Source organism: Janthinobacterium sp. GW822-FHT07H11 (genome assembly GCF_058798615.1).
This window is the reverse complement of the sequence record NZ_CM179507.1, coordinates 4,559,833-4,578,929: the sequence shown is the minus strand read 5'-3', so window position 1 is coordinate 4,578,929 and position 19,097 is coordinate 4,559,833. Positions and strand designations below refer to the sequence as shown.

Below are 19,097 nucleotides of genomic sequence, written 5' to 3'. Positions count from 1 at the left end.
CCATATTATATTGTGGCTTATGATGAAACTCGAACAGAAATATGCGGCCCTGCTGGGCGACGTGGGGCGACGCGCGCCCGATGCGGGCGCGGCCGATACGCTGGCGCGCCTGCGCCTGTGCTTTGAAGTGCTGGGGCTGGCATCGGCCATCGATGGCGATTGCGCCACGCGCCTGGGATGCCATGGTTTGTCGGAAGGCAAGTTTGTCTTGCTGTTCCTGCTGCGCGACGTGCCGCCAGGCTTGCCGCCGCACGAGCTGGCCGAGCGCGCGGGGGTGACGCGCGGCACCATCACGGGCTTGCTCGACGGCCTCGAACGCGACGGCTTCCTGGCGCGCCACGCGGACACGGCGGACCGGCGCAAGCTGCTGGTGCGGCTGAGCGCCAAGGGCGAGGCGATGGCAGCCAGCCTGGTCGACGAGCACGCGCAATGGATCTCCAGCCTGTTCGCCGACTTTACCGCCGCGGAAATGCAGGTCTTCAGCCGCTTGCTGGAAAAAGCCTGGCGCAGGACGGACAGGGGGGCGGCATGAGCGCCGGCATCGCCGATATCGCGCCTGCGCGCCTGGCGCTCCTGAATCAGGGCACGGTGGCCAGCAGCACCCTGACGGAAGGGCTGGCCATCGACTTCGCGCTGCTGCTGGAGGCGGCCGTGCCCGATCTCGGCGCCGCCGCGCTGGACGCCATGCGGCAGCAGGCCGCCGCCGGCATCACGAAACGCATGGCGCTGGCGACGCAATTGCTGCTGGAAGCCGGCGCTGACTTGGCGCTGCTGCAAGCGCATCCATCCGACACGGTGCGCGGCTGGGCCTGTTTTGTCATCGCCGCACAGCCCGGCGCGGGCTTGCCGGAACAACTGGCGGCCATGCGCGCGCTGGCCGATGACGCTCATTTCGGCGTGCGCGAATGGGCGTGGCTGGCGCTGCGTCCCCGCCTGGCGGCCGGGCTGGAAGAGGCCATTGCGCTGCTGGCGCCGTGGACGGAGGAGCCATCGGAAAGGCTGCGCCGCTTTGCCTGCGAAGCGCTGCGTCCGCGCGGCGTGTGGTGCGCGCATATTGCGCGCCTGAAACAGGAACCACAGCTGGCCATGCCCTTGCTGCAGCCGCTGCGCGGCGATCCGGCTCCCTATGTGCAGGATTCCGTGGCGAACTGGCTCAACGATGCGGCCAAGAGCCGGCCCGACTGGGTGCGCGCACTGTGCGCACAATGGCTGGCGGACAGCGGCAGCGCCGCCACCGCACGCATCTGCAAGCGCGCCCAGCGCTCGCTGACTCGATCATTTTAAGGAGAAATCATGCATTACCTGTTAGAACTGTATAGTCCGACGCCGGCCTGGCTGGCCCTCGATGGCGCCGCGCGCCAGGCGTATTTCGCCACCGTCGGCGCCGGCATGGCGGCGCTGGCCGGCAGCGGCGCCGAAGCGCTGGCCATGGGCGCCATCGATGGCGGCAAGCCGCATGCGGCGCCCCAGCAATTCTATGCCGTCTGGCGCTTCCCGGACGAGGCGGCACTGGACGCCTTGCTGGCGGGCATCGCCGCCACCGGCTGGCATGATTATTTCACCACGCTCAATGCGGCTGGCCCGGCCGTGGATTTCCCTGGCCACCTGGCGCAGCTGGCGACCGTCTAAGCGTCCGACGTTTTTCTTGCCGCTGCGGTAAAGTTGGCATTTACACGCAAGCCCCGACCTTGATGCCAATCAAACCGCTTTTCACCGTGATGCTGGCGCTGGCGCCCTTGCTGGCGTCGGCCGCCCCCGCCACCCCGCAAGCGCTGGTCGCCGCCGCGCGCAGCCAGGTGGGCGTGACGCTGCAGTACGACCCGCGCTACGAGCGCCTCGCCTATCCGGGCGGCGACGTGCCGCTCGAGCGGGGCGTGTGCACGGACGTGGTCGTGCGCGCCTACCGCCAGCTGGGGCGGGACTTGCAGGTGCTGGTGCACGAAGACATGCGCCAGGCGTGGCAGGTGTACCAGCGCCAGGGACGCTGGCAGATGAAGGGGCCGGACCGCAATATCGACCACCGCCGCGTGCCGAACCTGGGCACCTACTTTGCCCGCCACGGCACCAGCTTGCCGCCAAGCAAGGAGGCGAACGCCTACCGCGCGGGCGATATCGTCACCTGGCGCCTGCCGCGCAACCTCACGCACATCGGCATCGTCAGCGACAGGCAGTCGTGGCGCGGCGTGCCGCTGATCATCCACAACATCGGCGAAGGCGCGCGCGAGGAAAACATTTTATTCAGCTATCCGATCACGGGGCACTATCGCTGGCAACCGCGTTGAGGGGCAGGGGCGCCATGTCTTGCAGGATCGCCAGCACGATGGCCAGCGCCGTGTCGATATCGAGCCTGTCGATGGCGCCATAGCCGAGGAACAGGCCTTCATGGCGGGCGGGACCGTGGTAAAAGCGGGCCAGCGCATACAGGCTGACGTCGGCCAGGCGTGCGCGGCGCAGCAATTCGGCGATATCGAGCGGCGCCTGCGCCAGCGCCGCCACGTGGAAGCCGGCGCTGGCCGGCACCAGGCGGAACCACGGCGACAAGGGGCCGTTGAACCAGTGCTGCAGCCGTTCGCGCCGCCCCGCATAAATATCGTGGCAGCGGCGGATATGCCGCAGCAAATGGCCGTCGCCGATGAACTTGGCCAGCGCATGCTGGCCCAGGCTGGCCGTATGGCAATCGCTCAGGTATTTCACCGTCTGCATGGCGGCCACCAGGGCTTGCGGCAGCACAACATAGCCCAGGCGCAATTCCGGCAGCATGATCTTGGAAAAGCTGCCCACGTGCGCGACGACGCCGTAGCGGTCCATGCTTTGCAGCGCATCCTCGGGCCGGCCTTCGTAGCGGAAGGCGCTGTCGTAATCGTCTTCGATGATGATGGCGCCCAGCTGCCGGGCACGCTCCAGCAAGGCATGGCGGCGCGCCATGCTCATCGGCATGCCGAGCGGGAATTGATGTGCGGGCGTGACATAGATCAAGCGCGTGCCGTCGGGGATGTGCGCGACCACGAGGCCATCCTCGTCCACCTCGACGCCCACCACGCGCGCGCCCTGGCTGGCAAATACGGCGCGCGCCACCGGGTAGCCGGGTTCTTCCACGGCAACCGTGTCGCCCGGCTCCAGCAGGGTCAGCGCCAGCAGGTGCAAGGCTTGCTGCGCGCCGCTGGTGACGAGGACCTGTTCCTCGGTGCAATGGATGCCGCGGCTGAAGGCGGCATGGCCGGCGATCGCCGCGCGCAAGGCGGGCAAGCCCTCCACGGGGCCGTAGCGGCCGCGCGCCTGGCCGCCCTGGCGCAGCGCGTGCAGCAGGCAAGCGCGCCATTCATCTTGGGGGAAGTGCGCGGGCGTGGCGCGTCCGCCGATGAAGGCGTAGCGCGCGGGTTCTTCCTGGCTGGCGCGGCGCAGGGGCGTGGGCGTCGCTTCCCAGCGGGCGATGCGCTGCGCGCTGGCCAGCGGCGTGCTGGCATGGCGGCGCTGCGGCGAGGCGTGCGGCGTCTGCACGAAGCTGCCCACGCCCACCTTGCCGACCAGCAGCTTTTCATAGCCGAGTTTGTCGTACACGTCGGACACCGTCTTGCGCGACAGGCCCAGCTGGCTGGCCAGCAGGCGCGAGGGCGGCAATTGCTGGCCGTCGGCCAGGCGGCCCGAGCGGATGGCTGCGCTGAGCTGGCGGTATAGCTGGCCGCCCAGGTCGCGCGTGCCCTCGATCAGGATATGTAATTCCATGGGGTATTTGTTGGTGGTCTGCTGTTTTTCGGGGGGATTGGCCTGCCGCACAGGCTTGTGGCACTCCTACAATACCGCATCTTTACTCTCTCAAGGAATGCCATCATGACACAGCAACGACTCGATTTTACCCAAGCATCGCCGGACGCCGTCAAGGCCATGTATGCGCTGGAAGCGGCGATCGCCAAGCTGGGCGTGGAACACTCGCTGCTCGAGCTGATCCGCCTGCGCGCCTCGCAAATCAATGGCTGCGCCTTTTGCGTGGACATGCACACGAGCGACGCGCGCAAGGCCGGCGAAACGGAGCGCCGCCTGTACGCCGTGTCCGTCTGGCGCGAGACACCGTTCTTCACGGCGCGCGAGCGGGCCGTGCTGGCCTGGACGGAAGCGCTGACCCTGTTGCCGCAAAGCCAGGCGCCCGATGACGTGTATGCGGCGCTGGCGCAGCAATTGACGCCGGCGGAAATGGTCAACGTGACCCTGGCCATCGGCTCCATCAATACCTGGAACCGCCTGGCCGTGGGCTTTCGCAAGATGCCCGAATAAATCCTGTGTTCGTTCGCGAACAGACGCCTGGCCTGTCCCTGCGTAGTCTGGCACGACAACTTGTCAGCGAGGGAATGGCCATGGAAGTCAATATCAGCGAAGCAGTGGAAAAGACGCCGCAGCAGCAGGAAGAAGCGCGCCGCGAATTCATCGCGGAACTGTGGCGGCGTTTTGAAACCTTGCAGGAATGGGCCGTCAGCCACTGGCCGGACCAGCAACATCCCTTGAGTTCCGCCGACTTCGTCGAGACGCGCAAGGAAATCTTGAGCTTGCGTTCGCCGGCCGGTTCCTTGAACCAGCCCGTCACGCGTGATGGGGCGGAGCCGGCCCCTGAGCAGGGCGGGGCGCAGTATGTCGATGTGACGCCGGCACCGTGGCCGTAGGTCGGATTAGCGGGGCCGCCGAGGCGCTTGCGCGTAATCCGACGTCACCCGCCAACAATGTTGTCGGATTACGCGCTTGCGCGCCAATCCGACCTACGTTTCTGCTTTACCCTGCGCAAACACCCAGCACAATAAACTCACCAGCAGCCCCGCCATCACGCCATACGCCAGGTTCAGGGCGCTGTCGAACAGCAGCGGCGCCACCAGGCCCGAGACCAGCGCGAACAGCAGCATCTGGATGAACGACTGCATCGACGAGGCCAGGCCGCTGTTGTTGGGGAAGTGGTTCAGCGCCATCAGGGTCATCGGCGGCATGGCGATCGACAGCGCGAACGAGTAGAAGAACAGCGGCAGCACGGCCCATGGCACTTCGGCGGCAAAGAAGTAGTTATAGCCGATGTTGGCCAGCGCGGCGACCAGCATCAAGATGAAGCCGGCCCAGATCATCTGGCGCTGGCTGTAGCGATGGGCGATCTTCGCCGACAGGGCCGAGCCGAACACCATGCCGCTAATTAAGGGAATGAACAGCCAGGCGAAGGCCGTCTCCGGCAAATGCAGGATGTTGATGATGAAGTAGGCGGCCGAGCCGATGTACAGGGCGAAGCCGCCAAAGGCGGCGCCGATGGCCGTCGACAGCAGCAGGAACTGGCGGTGGCACAGCACTTTCCAGTAATTGACGGCGATGGCGCCCAGGTGGAAGGCGTGGCGCTGCTCTTTCGGCAGGCTTTCCGGCAGCGCGCGCCAGACGACGACGAACATCAGCACGCCGAAGGCCGTGAGGAACCAGAAGATCGCCCGCCAGCCCAGGCTCACCTGCAGCCAGCCGCCCAGCACGGGCGCGATGGCCGGCGCCAGCGCGAACACCATCATGATGTGCGAGAGGATTTTCTGTGCGGCGGCGCCCGCATAGCGGTCCTGCACGATGGCGCGGCCGATGACGGAACCGGCGCCCGCCGACAGTCCCTGCAGCACGCGCCAGGCCAGCAGCCAGCCCAGCGACGGCGCCAGCGCGGCGCCCACGGAGGCGGCCACATACAGCACCAGCGAGACGAGAATCACGGGACGGCGGCCGAAGGAATCGGACAGGGTGCCGTAAAACAGCATCATGAAGGCGAACGTGAACAGGAAAAAGCTCAGGGTTTGCTGCACCAGCAGGGGGCTGGCATTGAAATCTTGCGTGATGGCGGGGAAAGACGGCAGATAGGTGTCAATGGCAAGCGGTCCGACCATGGCCAGGCCCGCCAAAATCCAGGTTAATAATTTAGTCATGTTCGAGTGTGTTTTTGTTAGTCCGTCATTTTACGCTAGTGGGCGCAATCAGGTTTGCCCACGCCCTTGCCGGCCTTGCATATGCGTTTTTCGCATATGCAAGCACGGAATCCTTCGTTTGAATCGGTGCACCGGCCCGTTAAGCTGGGGCGACCCGGCCTGTTTGCCGTTTTCTGGAAGTGACCTCCCATGCACAGCATCTATCCCGCAGCGCCCGCCGACGAAACGCTCCAGTGGAACCTGGGACCCGTGATCCAGGCGCTGCGTACCTCGCGCGAGGAAAAGCACAAGATTCGCCACAATGGCAGGGTGCGCGAGCTGCCCTCGCGCGAAGCCTTGATCACCATCGTCAATGGCCTGTCGGCCGCCTTGTTCCCCACGCATTACGGACGGCCCAACCTGACGGATGAAAGCATCGACTATTTTGTCGGCGACACGCTCAACACCACCCTGAACCGCCTCAGCGAACAGGTGCGGCGCGGCCTGCTGTTTTCGGCTCCGGCGCACGCCGTGCCGGCTGGCGATGAGGGCGAGGGCGCCAGCGACGATGCGGCCCTGGCGCAGCAGGCGCGCGACATCACGCGCGCGTTTGCCGCCAGCCTGCCCGACATCCGCGCGCTGCTGGTATCGGACGTGCAGGCCGCCTACGCGGGCGACCCGGCCGCCACCTCGGTGGCCGAGATCATGCTGTGCTATCCGGGCACCATCGCCATCTTGTACCACCGCCTGGCGCACCGGCTGCACGCGCTCGGTGCGCCGTTCCTGGCGCGCCTGGTCGCCGACATCGCCCACACCTTGACGGGCATCGACATCCACCCGGGCGCGCACATCGGCGCCTCCTTCTTCATCGACCACGGCACGGGCGTGGTGATCGGCGAGACGGCCATCATCGGCCAGCGGGTGCGCCTGTACCAGGCCGTTACCCTGGGCGCCAAGCGTTTTCCCGCCGACGCTTCCGGCGCGCTGATCAAGGGCACGCCGCGCCACCCCATCGTCGAGGACGACGTGGTCATCTACGCGGGCGCGACCGTGCTGGGGCGCATCACCATCGGCGCGGGGTCGACCATCGGGGGAAATGTGTGGCTGACGCAGAGCGTGCCGGCGAACAGCAATGTGTCGCAGGCGCAGATGCGCAACGATTGAAGAGTGGCCGAGAAAACGTCCATGCGGCGCTGCGCCTTGCCCTGAACGTTTTTCGGGTACTCTTCAAGCCGGGCGTGGCGCCTGGCTTTGCAAAACCTTACTTCACCGCCAGCGCTTCATAGCGGGCCACGGGCACGCCATCCTTGAGCAGCAGCAGTTCCTGGTCCGCATAGCGGTAGCCATTGACTTCGCCCAGGGTGGTCAGGAGTTCGCGCTCGAGTTCCATGTCCTGCGGCTGGCACATCATCATGGTGCCGGCCAGCTGCGAGAAGGCCAGGGTGCTGACGCCATCGCTGGTGTAGCCGCCCATCATCTGGTTGCAGCCGCTGTGGCCACTGGCGCGGCCGTCGGCCAGCAGCAGGCTCACTTCGCGCTGCTCGGGGGCCTTGCGCACGACCTTCTTGCCCTTCAATTCCTTCAGCTTCCATTGCGTGCCCGTCAGCTTCGGCGCGGGCCTGGCGGGCGAGGTGGCGCCTGGCGCGGCGGCGGCCGCGTCGGAACGCACGGGCGTTTGCGCGCAGCCGGCGGTGATGGCGACGATGGCGGCGAGGGGGATCAGACTGGCGAATTTGAACATGGCATTTCCTTCTTGATGTGAATGACGCCAGCGTAGCAGATCGGCGCTGCGGCGGCGTGCACGGTTGACAAGCCTAGCGTTCCTGCTCCAGCCGCGCCTCGAGCAAGGTGCGCGCCGCCGCCACGTAGGCGCGGCAGGCCTGCGGGTCGACAAAGGCGTCGCTGCCGGCCGTGGCGCTCGCTTCCAGCCGTTCCCACAAGTGCGACGCTTCCGGGTGGGCGGAAATGAGCACGTCGCAAGGCAGTTTTTCCAGGGTCTCGAAGCTGCGGCGCAGGTCGTCCACCGCGTTCGGATACTCGCTGCTGGCGCTGAACCTGAAGCCGGGGCGCGAGACGGCGTTGATGCTGTCCGCGTACACCATGTTCAGGCAGCGGGGGCCGTCGCACGATTGCCACGTCCAGCTCAGGCCCCCGGGCGTGTGGCCCGGCGTGGCGTGCGCCGTCAGTGTGATGGGGCCGACATTGAACTGGCCGCCGTCGCGCGCCAAACGCATGTCCTTCACGGGCGGGTATTTGGGCAGCGCGTGGTATTGCGGGTCGTCCGGCCCCACTTCGCCCGACGCCAGGTCCAGCGCGGCCGACGGGCTGGCGGCCACCAGCGCATCGCTGCGCCGCTGCAGCTCTGCCAGGCCGCCCGCATGGTCGATATGGCCGTGCGAATTGAGGATCAATTTCACGTCCTCGATGCGCAAGCCCAGCGCGGCGATATTGGCGATGATCTTCGGCGCCGACTCCGGCAAGCCGCCGTCGATCAGCACATGGCCCTGTGGCGACGTGATGAGCACCGAACTGAGGCCCTTCACGCCCACATAATAGGTATTGCCGAAGATGCGGAACGGCGCCTGGTCCGCATTCCAGGCAGCGCAGATCTCGCAGCCCGCAGTGGCGGGCGAGGTAGGCGGCTGCGCCAGCGCCGATGGTGCCGGGATGGCCAGCAGCGCGATGGCCAGCGTGCGCGTCAGAATGAGGGGCATTGCGGTCCTTATCAGTATGCCAAGGTGGCATATGCTGACACGGAACGCAGGCGGACGCAAATCCGGGCGGGCGCTGCCGGCGTTCAGCCAGGCGCGGCGCCGGTCCGCCGCGTCACGCCGCCGAAAGGCGGCTGGCTAGCGGCGCGATGCTGACCTGGCGTCCCGCGTGATCGGCCGGCAGGCGCGGGCCCTGGCCGAAGACCTTGTGGCGCAGGCTGCCTTCGGCGTAGGCGCTGCGGTAGCGGCCGCGCCGCTGCAGTTCCGGCACGATGTGTTCGACCACGTCGGCCATGCTGTCGTGGGCCACGGCGAAGGCAAGATTGAAACCGTCGACGCCCGTTTCGTCCAGCCATGCTTCCAGCTGGTCGGCCACCTGGCGCGCATCGCCGACGATGACGGGGCCGCGCCCACCGAGGCCGATGTATTCGGCCGCCTCGCGCACCGTCCATTGCCGGTCCGGGTCGGCCTGGCTGAACGAGGCCAGCGCCGAGCGGCCCGCCTCGGAGTCGATGTAGTCGATGGTGGCGTCAAGCGGATAGCGGCTGAAATCGACGCCCGTCCAGCCCGACAGCAGTACCAGCGCCGCCTCGATATTGACATGGCGCAGATACTCGGCGTGCTTGGCGTGCGCTTCCGCTTCCGTGGCGCCCGTGATGACCAGCGCCTGCGCGTAGATCAGCAGCGCGTGGCCATCGCGCCCGCCTTGCCGCACGGCGGCGCGCAAGTCGTCGGCGTAACGCTTGACCACCGTCTTGCTGGGGCCACTGACAAAGGTCGCTTCCGCGTGGCGCGCCGCAAAGCGCGTGCCGCGCGGCGAGGTGCCCGCCTGGTACAGCAGCGGCGTGCGCTGCGGCGACGGCTCGCACAGATGGATGCCGGGCACCTGGTAGTGGCGCCCGGCATGGTTGATCGGATGGACCTTGGCCGGATCGGCATAGATTGCGCGCGCCTTGTCGTTGACGACGGCGTCGTCGTCCCAGCTTTTCTCCCACAGCTTGTAGACGACGTCCAGGTATTCGTCGGCCAGGTCGTAGCGCTCGTCGTGGCCCAGCTGCTGGCGCAAGCCCAGGTTGCGCGCCGCGCTGTCTAAATAGCCGGTGACGATATTCCAGCCGATGCGCCCGTCCGTCAGGTGATCGAGCGTGGAGATGCGCCGCGCGAATGTGTACGGGTGCTCGTAGGTGAGCGCGCAGGTGACGCCGAAACCCAGGTGCGTGGTGGCTTGCGCCATGATGGGCACGAGGGCCAGCGGGTCGTTCAGCGGCACCTGCACGCCGTGTTCCAGGGCCGCATCGAGGCTGCCCCGGTACACGTCATACACGCCCAGCACGTCGGCAAGAAAAACCGCGTCGAACAGGCCTTTTTCCAGCAGCCGCGCCAGTTCCGTCCAGTGCGCCGGATCGGTGTAGCGGTGGCTGCGGTCGCGCGCATGCGTCCACAGCCCCGGCGACTGGTGGCCCACGGTATTCATCTGGAAGGCGTTGAAGCGTATCGTCTTCGCCATGGCTTATTTGGCTGCCGTCTGCAAGGCTTGCTGGTAGTCGGGCTTTGAATAGCCGGCAAAGTGTTTATTCGTGATGTCGAGGAATTCGCGCGAGCGGTAGGCGGCCGCCAGGTCCTTGGCGAACTGCTTGTCCTTGTCGGCCGCGCGGATGGCCACCAGGTTGATGTAGTTGGGCGAAATTTTCTCGGCCACCAGCGCATCCGTCAGTTTCAGTCCGGACGCCAGCGCGTAATTGCCGTTGATGAAGGAGTAGTCGGTGTCGCCCAGCGAGCGTGGCAGTTGCGCCGCTTCCAGCGGCAGCAGCTTGATTTTCTTCGTGTTGACGGCGATATCCTTTTCCGACGCCCGCACGGGGTCGAAGCTGGGGCGCAGCTTGATCCATTTCAATTGGTCGAGCAGCACCAGCGCGCGCGCCTGGTTGGTCGGGTCGTTCGGCAAGCCCACCGTCGTGCCTTCCTTCGCGTCGTCGAGCGTCTTGTGCTTCTTGCTGTAGATGGCGATCGGCGCCGTGGGGATCGTGATCAGGTCTGTCAGGGCCAGCTTGTGCTCGAGCGCGAATTTCTTCAGGTAGACGATGTGCTGGAAGACGTTCGCGTCCAGCGAGCCTTCTGCCAGGGCGAAGTTGGGCTGGATGTAATCGTTGAATTCCACCAGCTTGACCTTGTAGCCCTGTTTTTCCAGGATAGGCTTGATGCCCAGCTTGATCTGGTCCGCGTACGGCCCGGCGCTGGTGCCGATGGTGATCTCTTTCGGGTCCTTGGCGTGGGCGAAGCTGGCCGTCAAGGCCAGGGTCAGGGCGCTGAGGACGATGCTGCGGCGGGCGATGCTCATGGTGGTTCCTTGGTGGGTGAATTATGAATATGCCGTCGGCTCGGGCACGCTGCCGGTCAAGGCAAAGCGTCCCAGGTCGCGCAGCTTGTAGTCGATGGGGTCGTGCAGGGTATGCACGCGCACGTTGCGCCAGTAGCGGTCGAAGCCATACTGGGCCGAGGTGGAACGGGCGCCCGTCAGCTCGAACATCTGGCTGCTGATCTCCACGCCCGCCTTGTGCGCCAGGCACTTGGCTTCGGCCACGGCCACGGCCAGCAAGCCCCGTTCGTGCGCCGTCACCAGCGCGCCCTTGCGGAACACTTTTTCCAGCTCCTGCGCGGCGCCGTCGGCCAGCACCTGCGCGGGGCGCAGCAGCAGCCACAATTGGCCGTAGCGGTGCTGGATCAAGGGGTCGTCCGTGGCCTTGGCCACGCCCGAGGCGAACCAGGCTTTCGCCTGCGCGTCCGTGTACTGGCGCGCCGCCTCGAAGGCGCCCTCGGCGATGCCCAGATATAAATTCGTCATGATCAGCTGCGCGATCTGCGAGCGCACCGTGGCTTGCGGCGTGGCCGCCTGCGCGGGCGCCTGCAGCACCAGCTCGCGCGGCAGGGCGACGGCTTGAAAATGCACGTTGCCGCTGTCCGTCTGGCGCTGGCCGAAGGCGTCCCAGTCCGCCTGCACGGTCACGCCGTCCTGGCGCGTGGGCAGGGCGGCGATCAGCGCCGTTTGCGTGGGCGCGTGCCAGGCGGAGACGGTCAGCCAGTCGGAACCGACGGAACCGGAAGCAAAGCTCTTGATGCCGTCGAGGAGATAGCCGTCGCCGCCGGTGCTTTCCGTGGCGACGACGCGCTTGTCGAGCGGGTTCAGCGCATTGCCCCAGAACAGGCGCTCGTCGACGGTAAGCGTGAGCAGGCGGCGCTGCTGCTGCGCGCTGCCGTACAGCTGCAGGCCGGCCAGCTGCAAATGGTGGAAGCCGAAGACGTGCGCCAGCGCGCTGTCGGCGCGGGCCAGGATGCGGATCACCTGGTAGACGGCCGGCCACGACGCACCCTGGCCGCCGAATTCCACGGGGATCGACAGGGTCAGCAAGCCGGAATCGCGCAGCCATTCGCGTTCCTGCGCCGCATGGCCGCCGGCCTGGTCGCGCGCATTGGCGGTTTCTGCCAGGCGCGCGGCAAGCCGGTGGGCGATGCCGATGGCATCCTGCGGAGGTTCGGATGCCGGCGCGGGAGGGCGCACGGCGTGGATGGATGCGGTAGACATTGCGGGCATTCGAAGAAGATGGTGCAAACAGTATTGCACTGTCAGCTGCCCGCCGTACACGAAGAAAAGCGCGCATGGATATGCGAAAAAAGGCGCTCTCCGGCACCGCCGCGCGGGCTGCCGGGCGTCCGCCGCGGATAGTCGAAAAACACATATCCAAGCGCGAAAGCATTCGTTCTAACGCGCTGCTGATGGCGATAGGCTGCAGGCATCTCTCCAGCGCTTTCACTTTCGTCAACCTCCATCACGCATCGGGACGGGCATCACATGAGCATACTTTTACTGGGCGGCAGCCCCCACATACCTTCGAGTTCCAGCCGCCTGCTGCTGCATATCGGCGAGCAGCTGGCGCTGCACGGACACAGCTACAGTGCGCTGCATGTGCGCGACCTGCCGGCGCGCGCGCTGCTGCTGGCCGATCATGCCGACGTGACCATCGCCCGTGCCGTGCGCGCCGTGGCCGACGCCGACGCCATCGTGATCGCCACGCCCATCTACAAGGCGTCCTATACGGGCTTGCTGAAAGCCTTCCTCGACCTGTTGCCGCAGGATGGCCTGGCGGGCAAGCTGGTGCTGCCGCTGGCCACGGGCGGTGGCCATGCCCATACCCTGGCGCTCGACTATGCGCTGCGTCCCGTGCTGCATGCGCTGGGCGCCAAGCAGGTGTTTACCAGCATCTATGCCAATGCGCAGCAGCTGGGCTGGCACGAAGAACAGGGGCTGACCCTTGATGCGCCGATCGCCGCCCGCGTGCAGGCCGGCATCGAGGAAGTGGCGGCTGGCCTGTTCGTGCTGCAGGGACGGCACCAGCAGGGCGGCGCAGTGCAGGCGCCCCAGGCGCCACCCGCCCGTTCGCTGCAGGAGCAGCCTTATGCCGCCCAGTTTCAAGCCGCCTGATTCATCACCGACCAAGAAAGCACCACCATGACACACCGCCATGCACAACGACTCTCGCGCCGTACCACTCTGGGCCTGCTGTTTGCCGCCGTCGCCGGCGTGATGGCGGCCGGCATGCCGGCCGCTGCGCAGGCGCAGGCCAGGCCGGAAGTGCGCATCGGCTACCAGAAATACGGCACCTTGACCCTGCTCAAGGGCCGCGGCACGCTGGAAAAACGCCTGGCCGGGCACGGCGTGGGCGTGAAATGGACGGAGTTCCCGGCCGGCCCCGTGCTGCTCGAAGGCCTGAACGTGGGCAGTATCGATTTCGGCACCGTGGGCGAGGCGCCGCCGATCTTTGCCCAGGCGGCCGGCGCCAACCTGGTGTATGTCGGCAATGAGCCGGCGTCGCCGGCCAGCGAAGCCATCGTCGTGCCCAAGGGTTCGGGCCTGCGCACCCTGGCCGACCTGAAGGGCAAGAAAATCGCCCTGAACAAGGGATCGAACGTGCATTACCTGCTGTTGAAGGCGCTGGAAAAGGCCGGTGTCGCGTATGCCGACATCCAGCCCGTCTTCCTGCCGCCGGCCGATGCGCGCGCCGCTTTTGAGCGGGGCAGCGTGGACGCCTGGGCCATCTGGGACCCGTTCCTGGCGGCCGCCGAAAAGCAGCTGGGCGCCAGGGTACTGGCCGACGGCAAGGGGCTGGTGGCGAACTACCAGTTTTACCTGGCCTCGCGCACGTATGCGGAAAAAAATCCCGAGATCCTGCGCATCGTGCTCGAGGAAGTGGCCAAGGTCGATGACTGGGGCCGCAACAACCCGGACGAAGTGGCGACGATTTTGTCGGCGCAGACGGGGCTGGGCAAGGATGTGGTGGCGCTGGCCGCCTCGCGCTATGCATATGGCGTCAAACCCGTGTCGCCCGACGTCATCGCCTCGCAGCAAAGGGTGGCGGACGCGTTTTCCAGCCTGAAGCTGATTCCGAAACCGATCGTCGTCAAGGATGCGCTGCTGCCGGCGCGCCAGCTGGCCACCAGCACAAAATAAACAAGCAAAGGAAAGCGCACCATGTCATTGAATATCTTCTGGTTTATCCCTACCCACGGCGACAGCCGCTACCTGGGCACGTCGCAGGGCGCGCGCCCCGTCGATGCCGATTACTTGCGCCAGGTGGCCGTGGCCGCAGACACGCTCGGCTACGACGGCGTGCTGCTGCCGACGGGCCGCTCCTGCGAAGATGCGTGGGTGGTGGCCTCGTCGCTGATCAGCGTGACGCAAAAGCTCAAGTTTTTGGTGGCCGTGCGCCCCGGCCTGTCCACGCCCGGGCTGGCCGTGCGCATGGCGTCCACGTTTGACCGCCTGTCGAACGGCCGCCTCCTGATCAACGTCGTCACGGGCGGCGACCAGGGCGAACTGGAAGCGGACGGCCTGTTTGCCGACCACGCCAAGCGCTACGAAATCTCCGATGAATTCATCAAGGTGTGGCGCGCCACGCTGGCCGGCGAGGGTGGCGCGGCCGGCTATGACTTCGAGGGCAAGCATATCCAGGTGAAGGGTTCCAGGACCCTGTATCCGCCCGTGCAGAAACCGTATCCGCCCCTGTATTTCGGCGGGTCGTCCGAGCCGGCGCACGAACTGGCGGCCGGGCAGATGGACGTGTACCTGACCTGGGGCGAGCCGCCCGCCGCCGTCGCCGAGAAAATCGCCGACATCCGCGCGCGCGCGGCAAAAAAAGGCCGCACGGTCCGGTTTGGCATCCGATTGCATGTGATCGTGCGCGAAACCAGCGAGGCGGCCTGGCGCGCGGCCGATGAGCTGATCAGCCACCTGGACGACGACATCATCGCCAAGGCGCAGGCGGCCTTCGGCAAGATGGATTCCGTCGGCCAGCAGCGCATGGCGGCCCTGCACGGCGGGCGGCGCGACAAGCTCGAAGTGTCGCCCAACCTGTGGGCCGGCGTGGGCCTGGTGCGTGGCGGCGCCGGCACGGCCCTGGTCGGAGACGCCCCCACGGTGGTGGCGCGCATGCAGGAATACGCGGACCTGGGCATCGACACCTTCATTTTCTCCGGCTACCCGCACCTGGAAGAGTCGTACCGCTTCGCCGAACTGGTGTTTCCGCTGCTGGGCAAGGGCAAGGCCGTGGGCGAGCAGTCCTTGAGCGGCCCGTTCGGCGAAGTCATGGCCAGCAATATCGTGCCGGCCGCGCCGCAGAAGAAGGCGGCCTGAGATGGCGACGGCCGTCGTCAAGCGCCTTTCCGGCCCGTCGTGGCCTGCGCTGCGTCAGGCGCTGGCGCCGTGGGCCCTGCCCGTGGCGCTGCTGCTGGCCTGGCAGCTGGCGGCGCAATGGGGCTGGCTGTCGAGCCGCATCCTGCCCGAGCCGTGGGCCGTGGCGAAGGCTTTCTGGAGCCTGGCTGCATCGGGCGAGCTGTGGCTGCACCTGAAAACGAGCTTGTGGCGGGCCACGGTCGGTTTCGCCGTCGGCGCCGGACTGGGCTTGCTGCTGGGGCTATTGACGGGCAGCTTCCGCCATGCCGAGACGCTGCTCGACACCACCCTGCAAATGGTGCGCAACATCCCCGCGCTGGCCCTGATCCCGCTGGTGATCCTGTGGTTCGGCATCGACGAGACGGCGAAGCTGTTCCTGCTGGCCGTCGGCGTCTTCTTCCCCGTCTACCTGAACACCTTCCACGGCATCCGCTCGGCCGACCAGGGCCTGATCGAAATGGCGAAAAGCTATGGCCTGTCCGGCTGGCCCTTGTACCGCGACGTGATCCTGCCGGCCGCCATGCCCTCCATCCTGGTGGGCGTGCGCTTTTCGCTGGGGCTCGTGTGGGTGCTGCTGATCGTCGCCGAGACCATCTCGGCGCAGGCCGGCATCGGCTACATGACCATGAATGCGCGTGAATTCCTGCAAACGGACGTGGTCCTGGTGGGCATCTTGCTGTATGCGCTGCTGGGCAAGCTGGCTGACCTGCTCTCGCGCCGGCTGGAACGCCATTGCCTGCGCTGGAATCCCGCTTACCGCTAATGATAGAAGAGGACACCATGCTGCTCGCCCCCATCCAGATCGAAACGGATTTTTTGTCGCACTTCGTGCAGTACGATCCGGCCAGCGCGCCGCCACAGGCGAAGGTCGCTCCGCAGGCTCCCTTGCAGCGCAGGGGCGTGCCGCTGGAACTGACGAAGCTGAGCAAATCCTACACCAGCCGCCCCGTGCTGAAAAACGTCGACCTGCAGCTGGAAGCGGGTGAATTCGTCGCCATCGTGGGACGCAGCGGCTGCGGCAAGAGCACCTTGCTGCGCGCGATCGCAGGGCTGGAAAGCATCGATGAAGGCAGAGTCTCCATCGGCAGCGGTGTCGGGACGCCCGACATCCGCATCATGTTCCAGGAAGCGCGCCTGCTGCCGTGGAAGACGGTGCTCGATAACGTGGCCCTGGGTTTGCCCCGCTCCGTGGGCGCGGCCGCCGCGGCCCTGTGGACCGTGGGCCTGGCCGACCGCGCGCAAGAGTGGCCGGCGGCCCTGTCGGGCGGACAGCGCCAGCGCGTGGCGCTGGCGCGCGCCCTCGTGCACGAGCCGCAGTTGCTGCTGCTCGATGAACCGCTGGGCGCGCTCGATGCCCTGACGCGCATCGAGATGCAGCGCCTGATTGAATCGCTGTGGCTGGCGCGCGGTTTTACGGCCGTGCTGGTGACGCATGACGTGGCAGAGGCGGTGGCGCTGGCCGACCGCGTGCTGCTGATCGAGGATGGCCGCATCACACTCGACGTGCGCGTGGATCTGCCGCGCCCCAGGGAGCGTGGCAGTGCGCGCTTCGCCGCGCTGGAGCAGCAGATACTGGCGCGCGTGTTGTCACTTTAGAAGTATTGCTGACGGGTAATCAAGAAAGTGGCCAAAATCATACGACGGCCCGTCGCGTGAAAAAAGCGGCTGCCGGCCCCGTTCCTGGCGCGGCAGGCGCGCGCGGCAGGCAGGCGCGGCTGCGCTGCAATGCGCATGGAAACATGCTTTTCGGCAATTCCAACGACAATGTGGCGGCGTTTCGCGGGCGTCCATGCGGCGCGCCGGCAGGGAAATTACCGGCCTGGATACTTTCTATATAGAACTAAAAATTTCCAAAAAACGGTCGGAATATGAGAACATGTACATATTGAGTGTTTAGTAAGTATTCATCCTGGCGCATTATTGCGCGCCATGCTGGATATTCGTACCTGTTCCCGTCATGAGAAAGAGCCCGTTTTGATTCCATTTTCTTTGCAAGCGGGTGCCAAGCGCATGCCGTCACGTTTTGGGCTGAAGATCCTCACCGCTGCCATTTGCGCAAGCACCGTTTCCGGTTGCGCCACCGATCCCCGTACCGGCCAGCCCTCATTTAAAGAAACCTTTGCCAGCGAAGATCCTTGTTCGAATAATGCGCGCAATGTCGGCATTGCCGTCGGTGCAATTGCGGGGCTGGTGATCGGTAATCAATTCAAGCACTCGGATAAAAGCCGCCTGATCGGCGCCGCCTTGGGCGCGGCAGCTGGTGGCTTGATCGGCCATGATATGGATGCGCGTCGTTGCGCACTGGCGAAAATTGCCAAGCAATATGACCTGGATATGAAGATATCGACCGTGGGCGCCAATGGCAGCGTGCTTGACGATGCCGCCCTGAATGCGAACGCAAATGGGGCCGATATCCGGAAGACCGCAGTCGGCTCCGTGGTGGAAGTGCGCGGGCAGGGCGTCAATGGCGGCCATTTTGAATTGAATTCGGATCAGTTGACGGAACGCGCGCAACAGTATTTCTCCGCGATTGCCGATTCCTATAATGCGCGCACCATGACGGCGGATATCCAGGATCCGAAAAAGAAGGCGGAATACCTGGCGCAGATAGCCGCGCGCAAGATACTGCTGATTGGCCATACTGACGATACGGGCAATTCGCGCCTGAATGCCGATTTATCCGAGCGCCGCGCGCGGGCCGTTTCGGCGTATATGGAAAAGCGCGGCATTCCGAAGAATTCGCTGTATTTCCAGGGCGCCGGCGAGGCTTATCCGGTGGCCGACAATGCCACCGAGGCGGGCCGCGAATTGAACCGCCGCGTGGAAATCGTGGAATTGGCCGACCAGGCCAGTTTCGACACCTATTTGACGGCGCGCAAGCCCCGTTACGATCTGTACCGTAGTACGCCTGCCGCGCCTGCCGCTGCCGTCGACGTGGCCGCACGCGGCACGCCGGCCGTGGCGGCGCGCAAGCCGGCCAAACCGGCCAAGGGCAATGCCCGCGTCGCGGCCAATGCGCCGCCTGCGGCGGCGACCGCGGGCGCTGCGGCTGGCGCCGCCAGCGCGGACGCGGCGGCCAGCGCCCCGGCCGTGGCCGCCACCGCGCCGCGCGCCAGCAGCGCCAAGGGCGGCAAGGCCGCTGCAGGCAAGGCGGACAGCGATGCGGGTCAGGCCATCGATTTTGGCGGCGTGCCGTTCACCACCTCGGTCAACCTGGCCAATCTGGGCCAGGCCATGCCGAAGCGCCCGTCCTTCTCGCTGATCAGCACCGCCTATGCCTCGGAACCGCTGATCATGACCGATTGCCGCCGCGACCGCCCGCGTGCCTCGAATGCCGTCAAGGCATTGGCCGATGGCAAGGTCTATTCGACCAGCGAATTCATGCCTGGCCTGTATGGCAAGACCTGGACGGACCAGGTCAATGGACACCAGATCGTCATTAACAAGGTTTCGGTATTGGCCGTCGACGGCGCGCTGGCCAATCCGCCGCAATTCAAGGTCTATACCAATTACAATCCGGCCAAGCGCAATAGCGGGCAGGCGGAGATGAGCGTATCGCCGGAGGTCAATACGTATCTGGGCGAGAACGGTCTGCTGTATCGCATGTTCATGAACGGACGTGCTGGCTTGGAATGCGTCGATATCGTGTTTGGCAAGGACGGCGCCAATGCCGCCAAGGCCGGCACGCTGGTCTATACGCGCGCGGAAAAAACCTATGCCGCCGATTTCAAACCAAGAATTTATCAAAAATAATAGAGGGAA

20 protein-coding genes are annotated in these 19,097 nt (G+C 65.9%); 13 read left to right on the top strand and 7 right to left on the bottom strand.

From position 1 onward, the window contains the following. The first annotated feature begins 22 nt into the window (after positions 1 to 22). The 4 genes from AC3RCJ_RS20120 to AC3RCJ_RS20105 all read left to right on the top strand — a co-directional run bounded on the left by AC3RCJ_RS20120 (position 23) and on the right by AC3RCJ_RS20105 (position 2,282). Positions 23 to 532, top strand: coding sequence for a MarR family winged helix-turn-helix transcriptional regulator (locus tag AC3RCJ_RS20120; RefSeq protein WP_492964862.1), 510 nt, complete (start codon positions 23 to 25; stop codon positions 530 to 532). Continuing rightward, positions 529 to 1,284 (top strand): HEAT repeat domain-containing protein, encoded by a 756-nt coding sequence (locus AC3RCJ_RS20115; protein WP_492964844.1) that lies wholly within the window; start codon positions 529 to 531, stop codon positions 1,282 to 1,284. The genes AC3RCJ_RS20120 and AC3RCJ_RS20115 overlap by 4 nt, the downstream gene beginning before the upstream one ends. Before the next feature lie 9 nt (positions 1,285 to 1,293). Beyond that, a complete protein-coding gene (locus AC3RCJ_RS20110) occupies positions 1,294 to 1,629 on the top strand; it encodes a DUF6616 family protein (RefSeq protein ID WP_492964845.1) in 336 nt (111 codons plus the stop codon). A 62-nt stretch (positions 1,630 to 1,691) separates the two neighbouring features. After that, positions 1,692 to 2,282, top strand: coding sequence for a DUF1287 domain-containing protein (locus AC3RCJ_RS20105; protein WP_492964846.1), 591 nt, complete (start codon positions 1,692 to 1,694; stop codon positions 2,280 to 2,282). Here AC3RCJ_RS20105 and pdxR read toward each other — a convergent pair. After that, positions 2,251 to 3,723, bottom strand: coding sequence for a MocR-like pyridoxine biosynthesis transcription factor PdxR (gene pdxR, locus AC3RCJ_RS20100; RefSeq protein ID WP_492964847.1), 1,473 nt, complete (start codon positions 3,721 to 3,723; stop codon positions 2,251 to 2,253). The genes AC3RCJ_RS20105 and pdxR overlap by 32 nt on opposite strands. A 105-nt stretch (positions 3,724 to 3,828) precedes the next feature. On the opposite strand from pdxR, the gene AC3RCJ_RS20095 reads away from it, so the two are divergent. After that, positions 3,829 to 4,269, top strand: a complete 441-nt coding sequence (locus AC3RCJ_RS20095; RefSeq protein WP_141168623.1) for a carboxymuconolactone decarboxylase family protein — start codon at positions 3,829 to 3,831, stop codon at positions 4,267 to 4,269. Positions 4,270 to 4,349: 80 nt separating this feature from the next. Further along, the gene (locus AC3RCJ_RS20090; protein ID WP_492964848.1) at positions 4,350 to 4,652 is read left to right on the top strand and encodes a hypothetical protein; all 303 of its coding nucleotides are present in this window, start codon (positions 4,350 to 4,352) and stop codon (positions 4,650 to 4,652) included. A 93-nt stretch (positions 4,653 to 4,745) separates the two neighbouring features. Here the strand turns inward: AC3RCJ_RS20090 and AC3RCJ_RS20085 are convergent, their stop codons facing one another. Next, complete coding sequence (locus tag AC3RCJ_RS20085; RefSeq protein ID WP_492964849.1) at positions 4,746 to 5,921, bottom strand: multidrug effflux MFS transporter; 1,176 nt, start codon at positions 5,919 to 5,921, stop codon at positions 4,746 to 4,748. 189 nt (positions 5,922 to 6,110) lie between these two features. Between AC3RCJ_RS20085 and epsC the strand changes: the two genes are divergently transcribed. Then, a complete protein-coding gene (gene epsC / locus AC3RCJ_RS20080; protein ID WP_492964850.1) occupies positions 6,111 to 7,064 on the top strand; it encodes a serine O-acetyltransferase EpsC in 954 nt (317 codons plus the stop codon). 97 nt (positions 7,065 to 7,161) lie between these two features. On the opposite strand, the gene AC3RCJ_RS20075 is transcribed toward epsC, so the two are convergent. The 5 genes from AC3RCJ_RS20075 to AC3RCJ_RS20055 form a co-directional block, all read right to left on the bottom strand. After that, positions 7,162 to 7,641 carry an META domain-containing protein gene (locus AC3RCJ_RS20075; RefSeq protein WP_492964851.1) on the bottom strand — a complete coding sequence of 160 codons (480 nt, stop codon included), beginning with the start codon at positions 7,639 to 7,641 and terminating at the stop codon, positions 7,162 to 7,164. Positions 7,642 to 7,714: 73 nt separating this feature from the next. Beyond that, positions 7,715 to 8,614 (bottom strand): subclass B3 metallo-beta-lactamase, encoded by a 900-nt coding sequence (gene bla, locus AC3RCJ_RS20070; protein ID WP_492964852.1) that lies wholly within the window; start codon positions 8,612 to 8,614, stop codon positions 7,715 to 7,717. 112 nt (positions 8,615 to 8,726) lie between these two features. Beyond that, on the bottom strand, positions 8,727 to 10,118 hold the full coding sequence (locus AC3RCJ_RS20065; protein WP_492964853.1) for an LLM class flavin-dependent oxidoreductase: 1,392 nt from the start codon (positions 10,116 to 10,118) through the stop codon (positions 8,727 to 8,729). Between the two features lie 3 nt (positions 10,119 to 10,121). Continuing rightward, the gene (locus AC3RCJ_RS20060) at positions 10,122 to 10,949 is read right to left on the bottom strand and encodes a MetQ/NlpA family ABC transporter substrate-binding protein (protein WP_492964854.1); all 828 of its coding nucleotides are present in this window, start codon (positions 10,947 to 10,949) and stop codon (positions 10,122 to 10,124) included. Between the two features lie 21 nt (positions 10,950 to 10,970). Further along, a complete protein-coding gene (locus tag AC3RCJ_RS20055; protein WP_492964855.1) occupies positions 10,971 to 12,191 on the bottom strand; it encodes an acyl-CoA dehydrogenase family protein in 1,221 nt (406 codons plus the stop codon). Between the two features lie 267 nt (positions 12,192 to 12,458). Between AC3RCJ_RS20055 and ssuE the strand changes: the two genes are divergently transcribed. The 6 genes from ssuE (at position 12,459) to AC3RCJ_RS20025 (ending at position 19,088) form a co-directional block, all read left to right on the top strand. Next, positions 12,459 to 13,088, top strand: coding sequence for an NADPH-dependent FMN reductase (ssuE, locus tag AC3RCJ_RS20050; protein ID WP_492964856.1), 630 nt, complete (start codon positions 12,459 to 12,461; stop codon positions 13,086 to 13,088). A 27-nt stretch (positions 13,089 to 13,115) separates the two neighbouring features. Beyond that, positions 13,116 to 14,114 carry a sulfonate ABC transporter substrate-binding protein gene (locus tag AC3RCJ_RS20045; protein WP_492964857.1) on the top strand — a complete coding sequence of 333 codons (999 nt, stop codon included), beginning with the start codon at positions 13,116 to 13,118 and terminating at the stop codon, positions 14,112 to 14,114. Between the two features lie 21 nt (positions 14,115 to 14,135). Beyond that, positions 14,136 to 15,296 (top strand): FMNH2-dependent alkanesulfonate monooxygenase, encoded by a 1,161-nt coding sequence (gene ssuD, locus AC3RCJ_RS20040; RefSeq protein ID WP_492964858.1) that lies wholly within the window; start codon positions 14,136 to 14,138, stop codon positions 15,294 to 15,296. 1 nt (position 15,297) lies between these two features. Continuing rightward, entirely contained in the window at positions 15,298 to 16,098 is an 801-nt protein-coding gene (gene ssuC, locus AC3RCJ_RS20035; protein ID WP_492964859.1) for an aliphatic sulfonate ABC transporter permease SsuC, read from the top strand. A gap of 17 nt (positions 16,099 to 16,115) precedes the next feature. Then, on the top strand, positions 16,116 to 16,931 hold the full coding sequence (locus AC3RCJ_RS20030; protein ID WP_492964860.1) for an ATP-binding cassette domain-containing protein: 816 nt from the start codon (positions 16,116 to 16,118) through the stop codon (positions 16,929 to 16,931). A gap of 414 nt (positions 16,932 to 17,345) precedes the next feature. Next, on the top strand, positions 17,346 to 19,088 hold the full coding sequence (locus AC3RCJ_RS20025; RefSeq protein WP_492965042.1) for an OmpA family protein: 1,743 nt from the start codon (positions 17,346 to 17,348) through the stop codon (positions 19,086 to 19,088). The last annotated feature ends 9 nt before the right edge of the window (positions 19,089 to 19,097 follow it).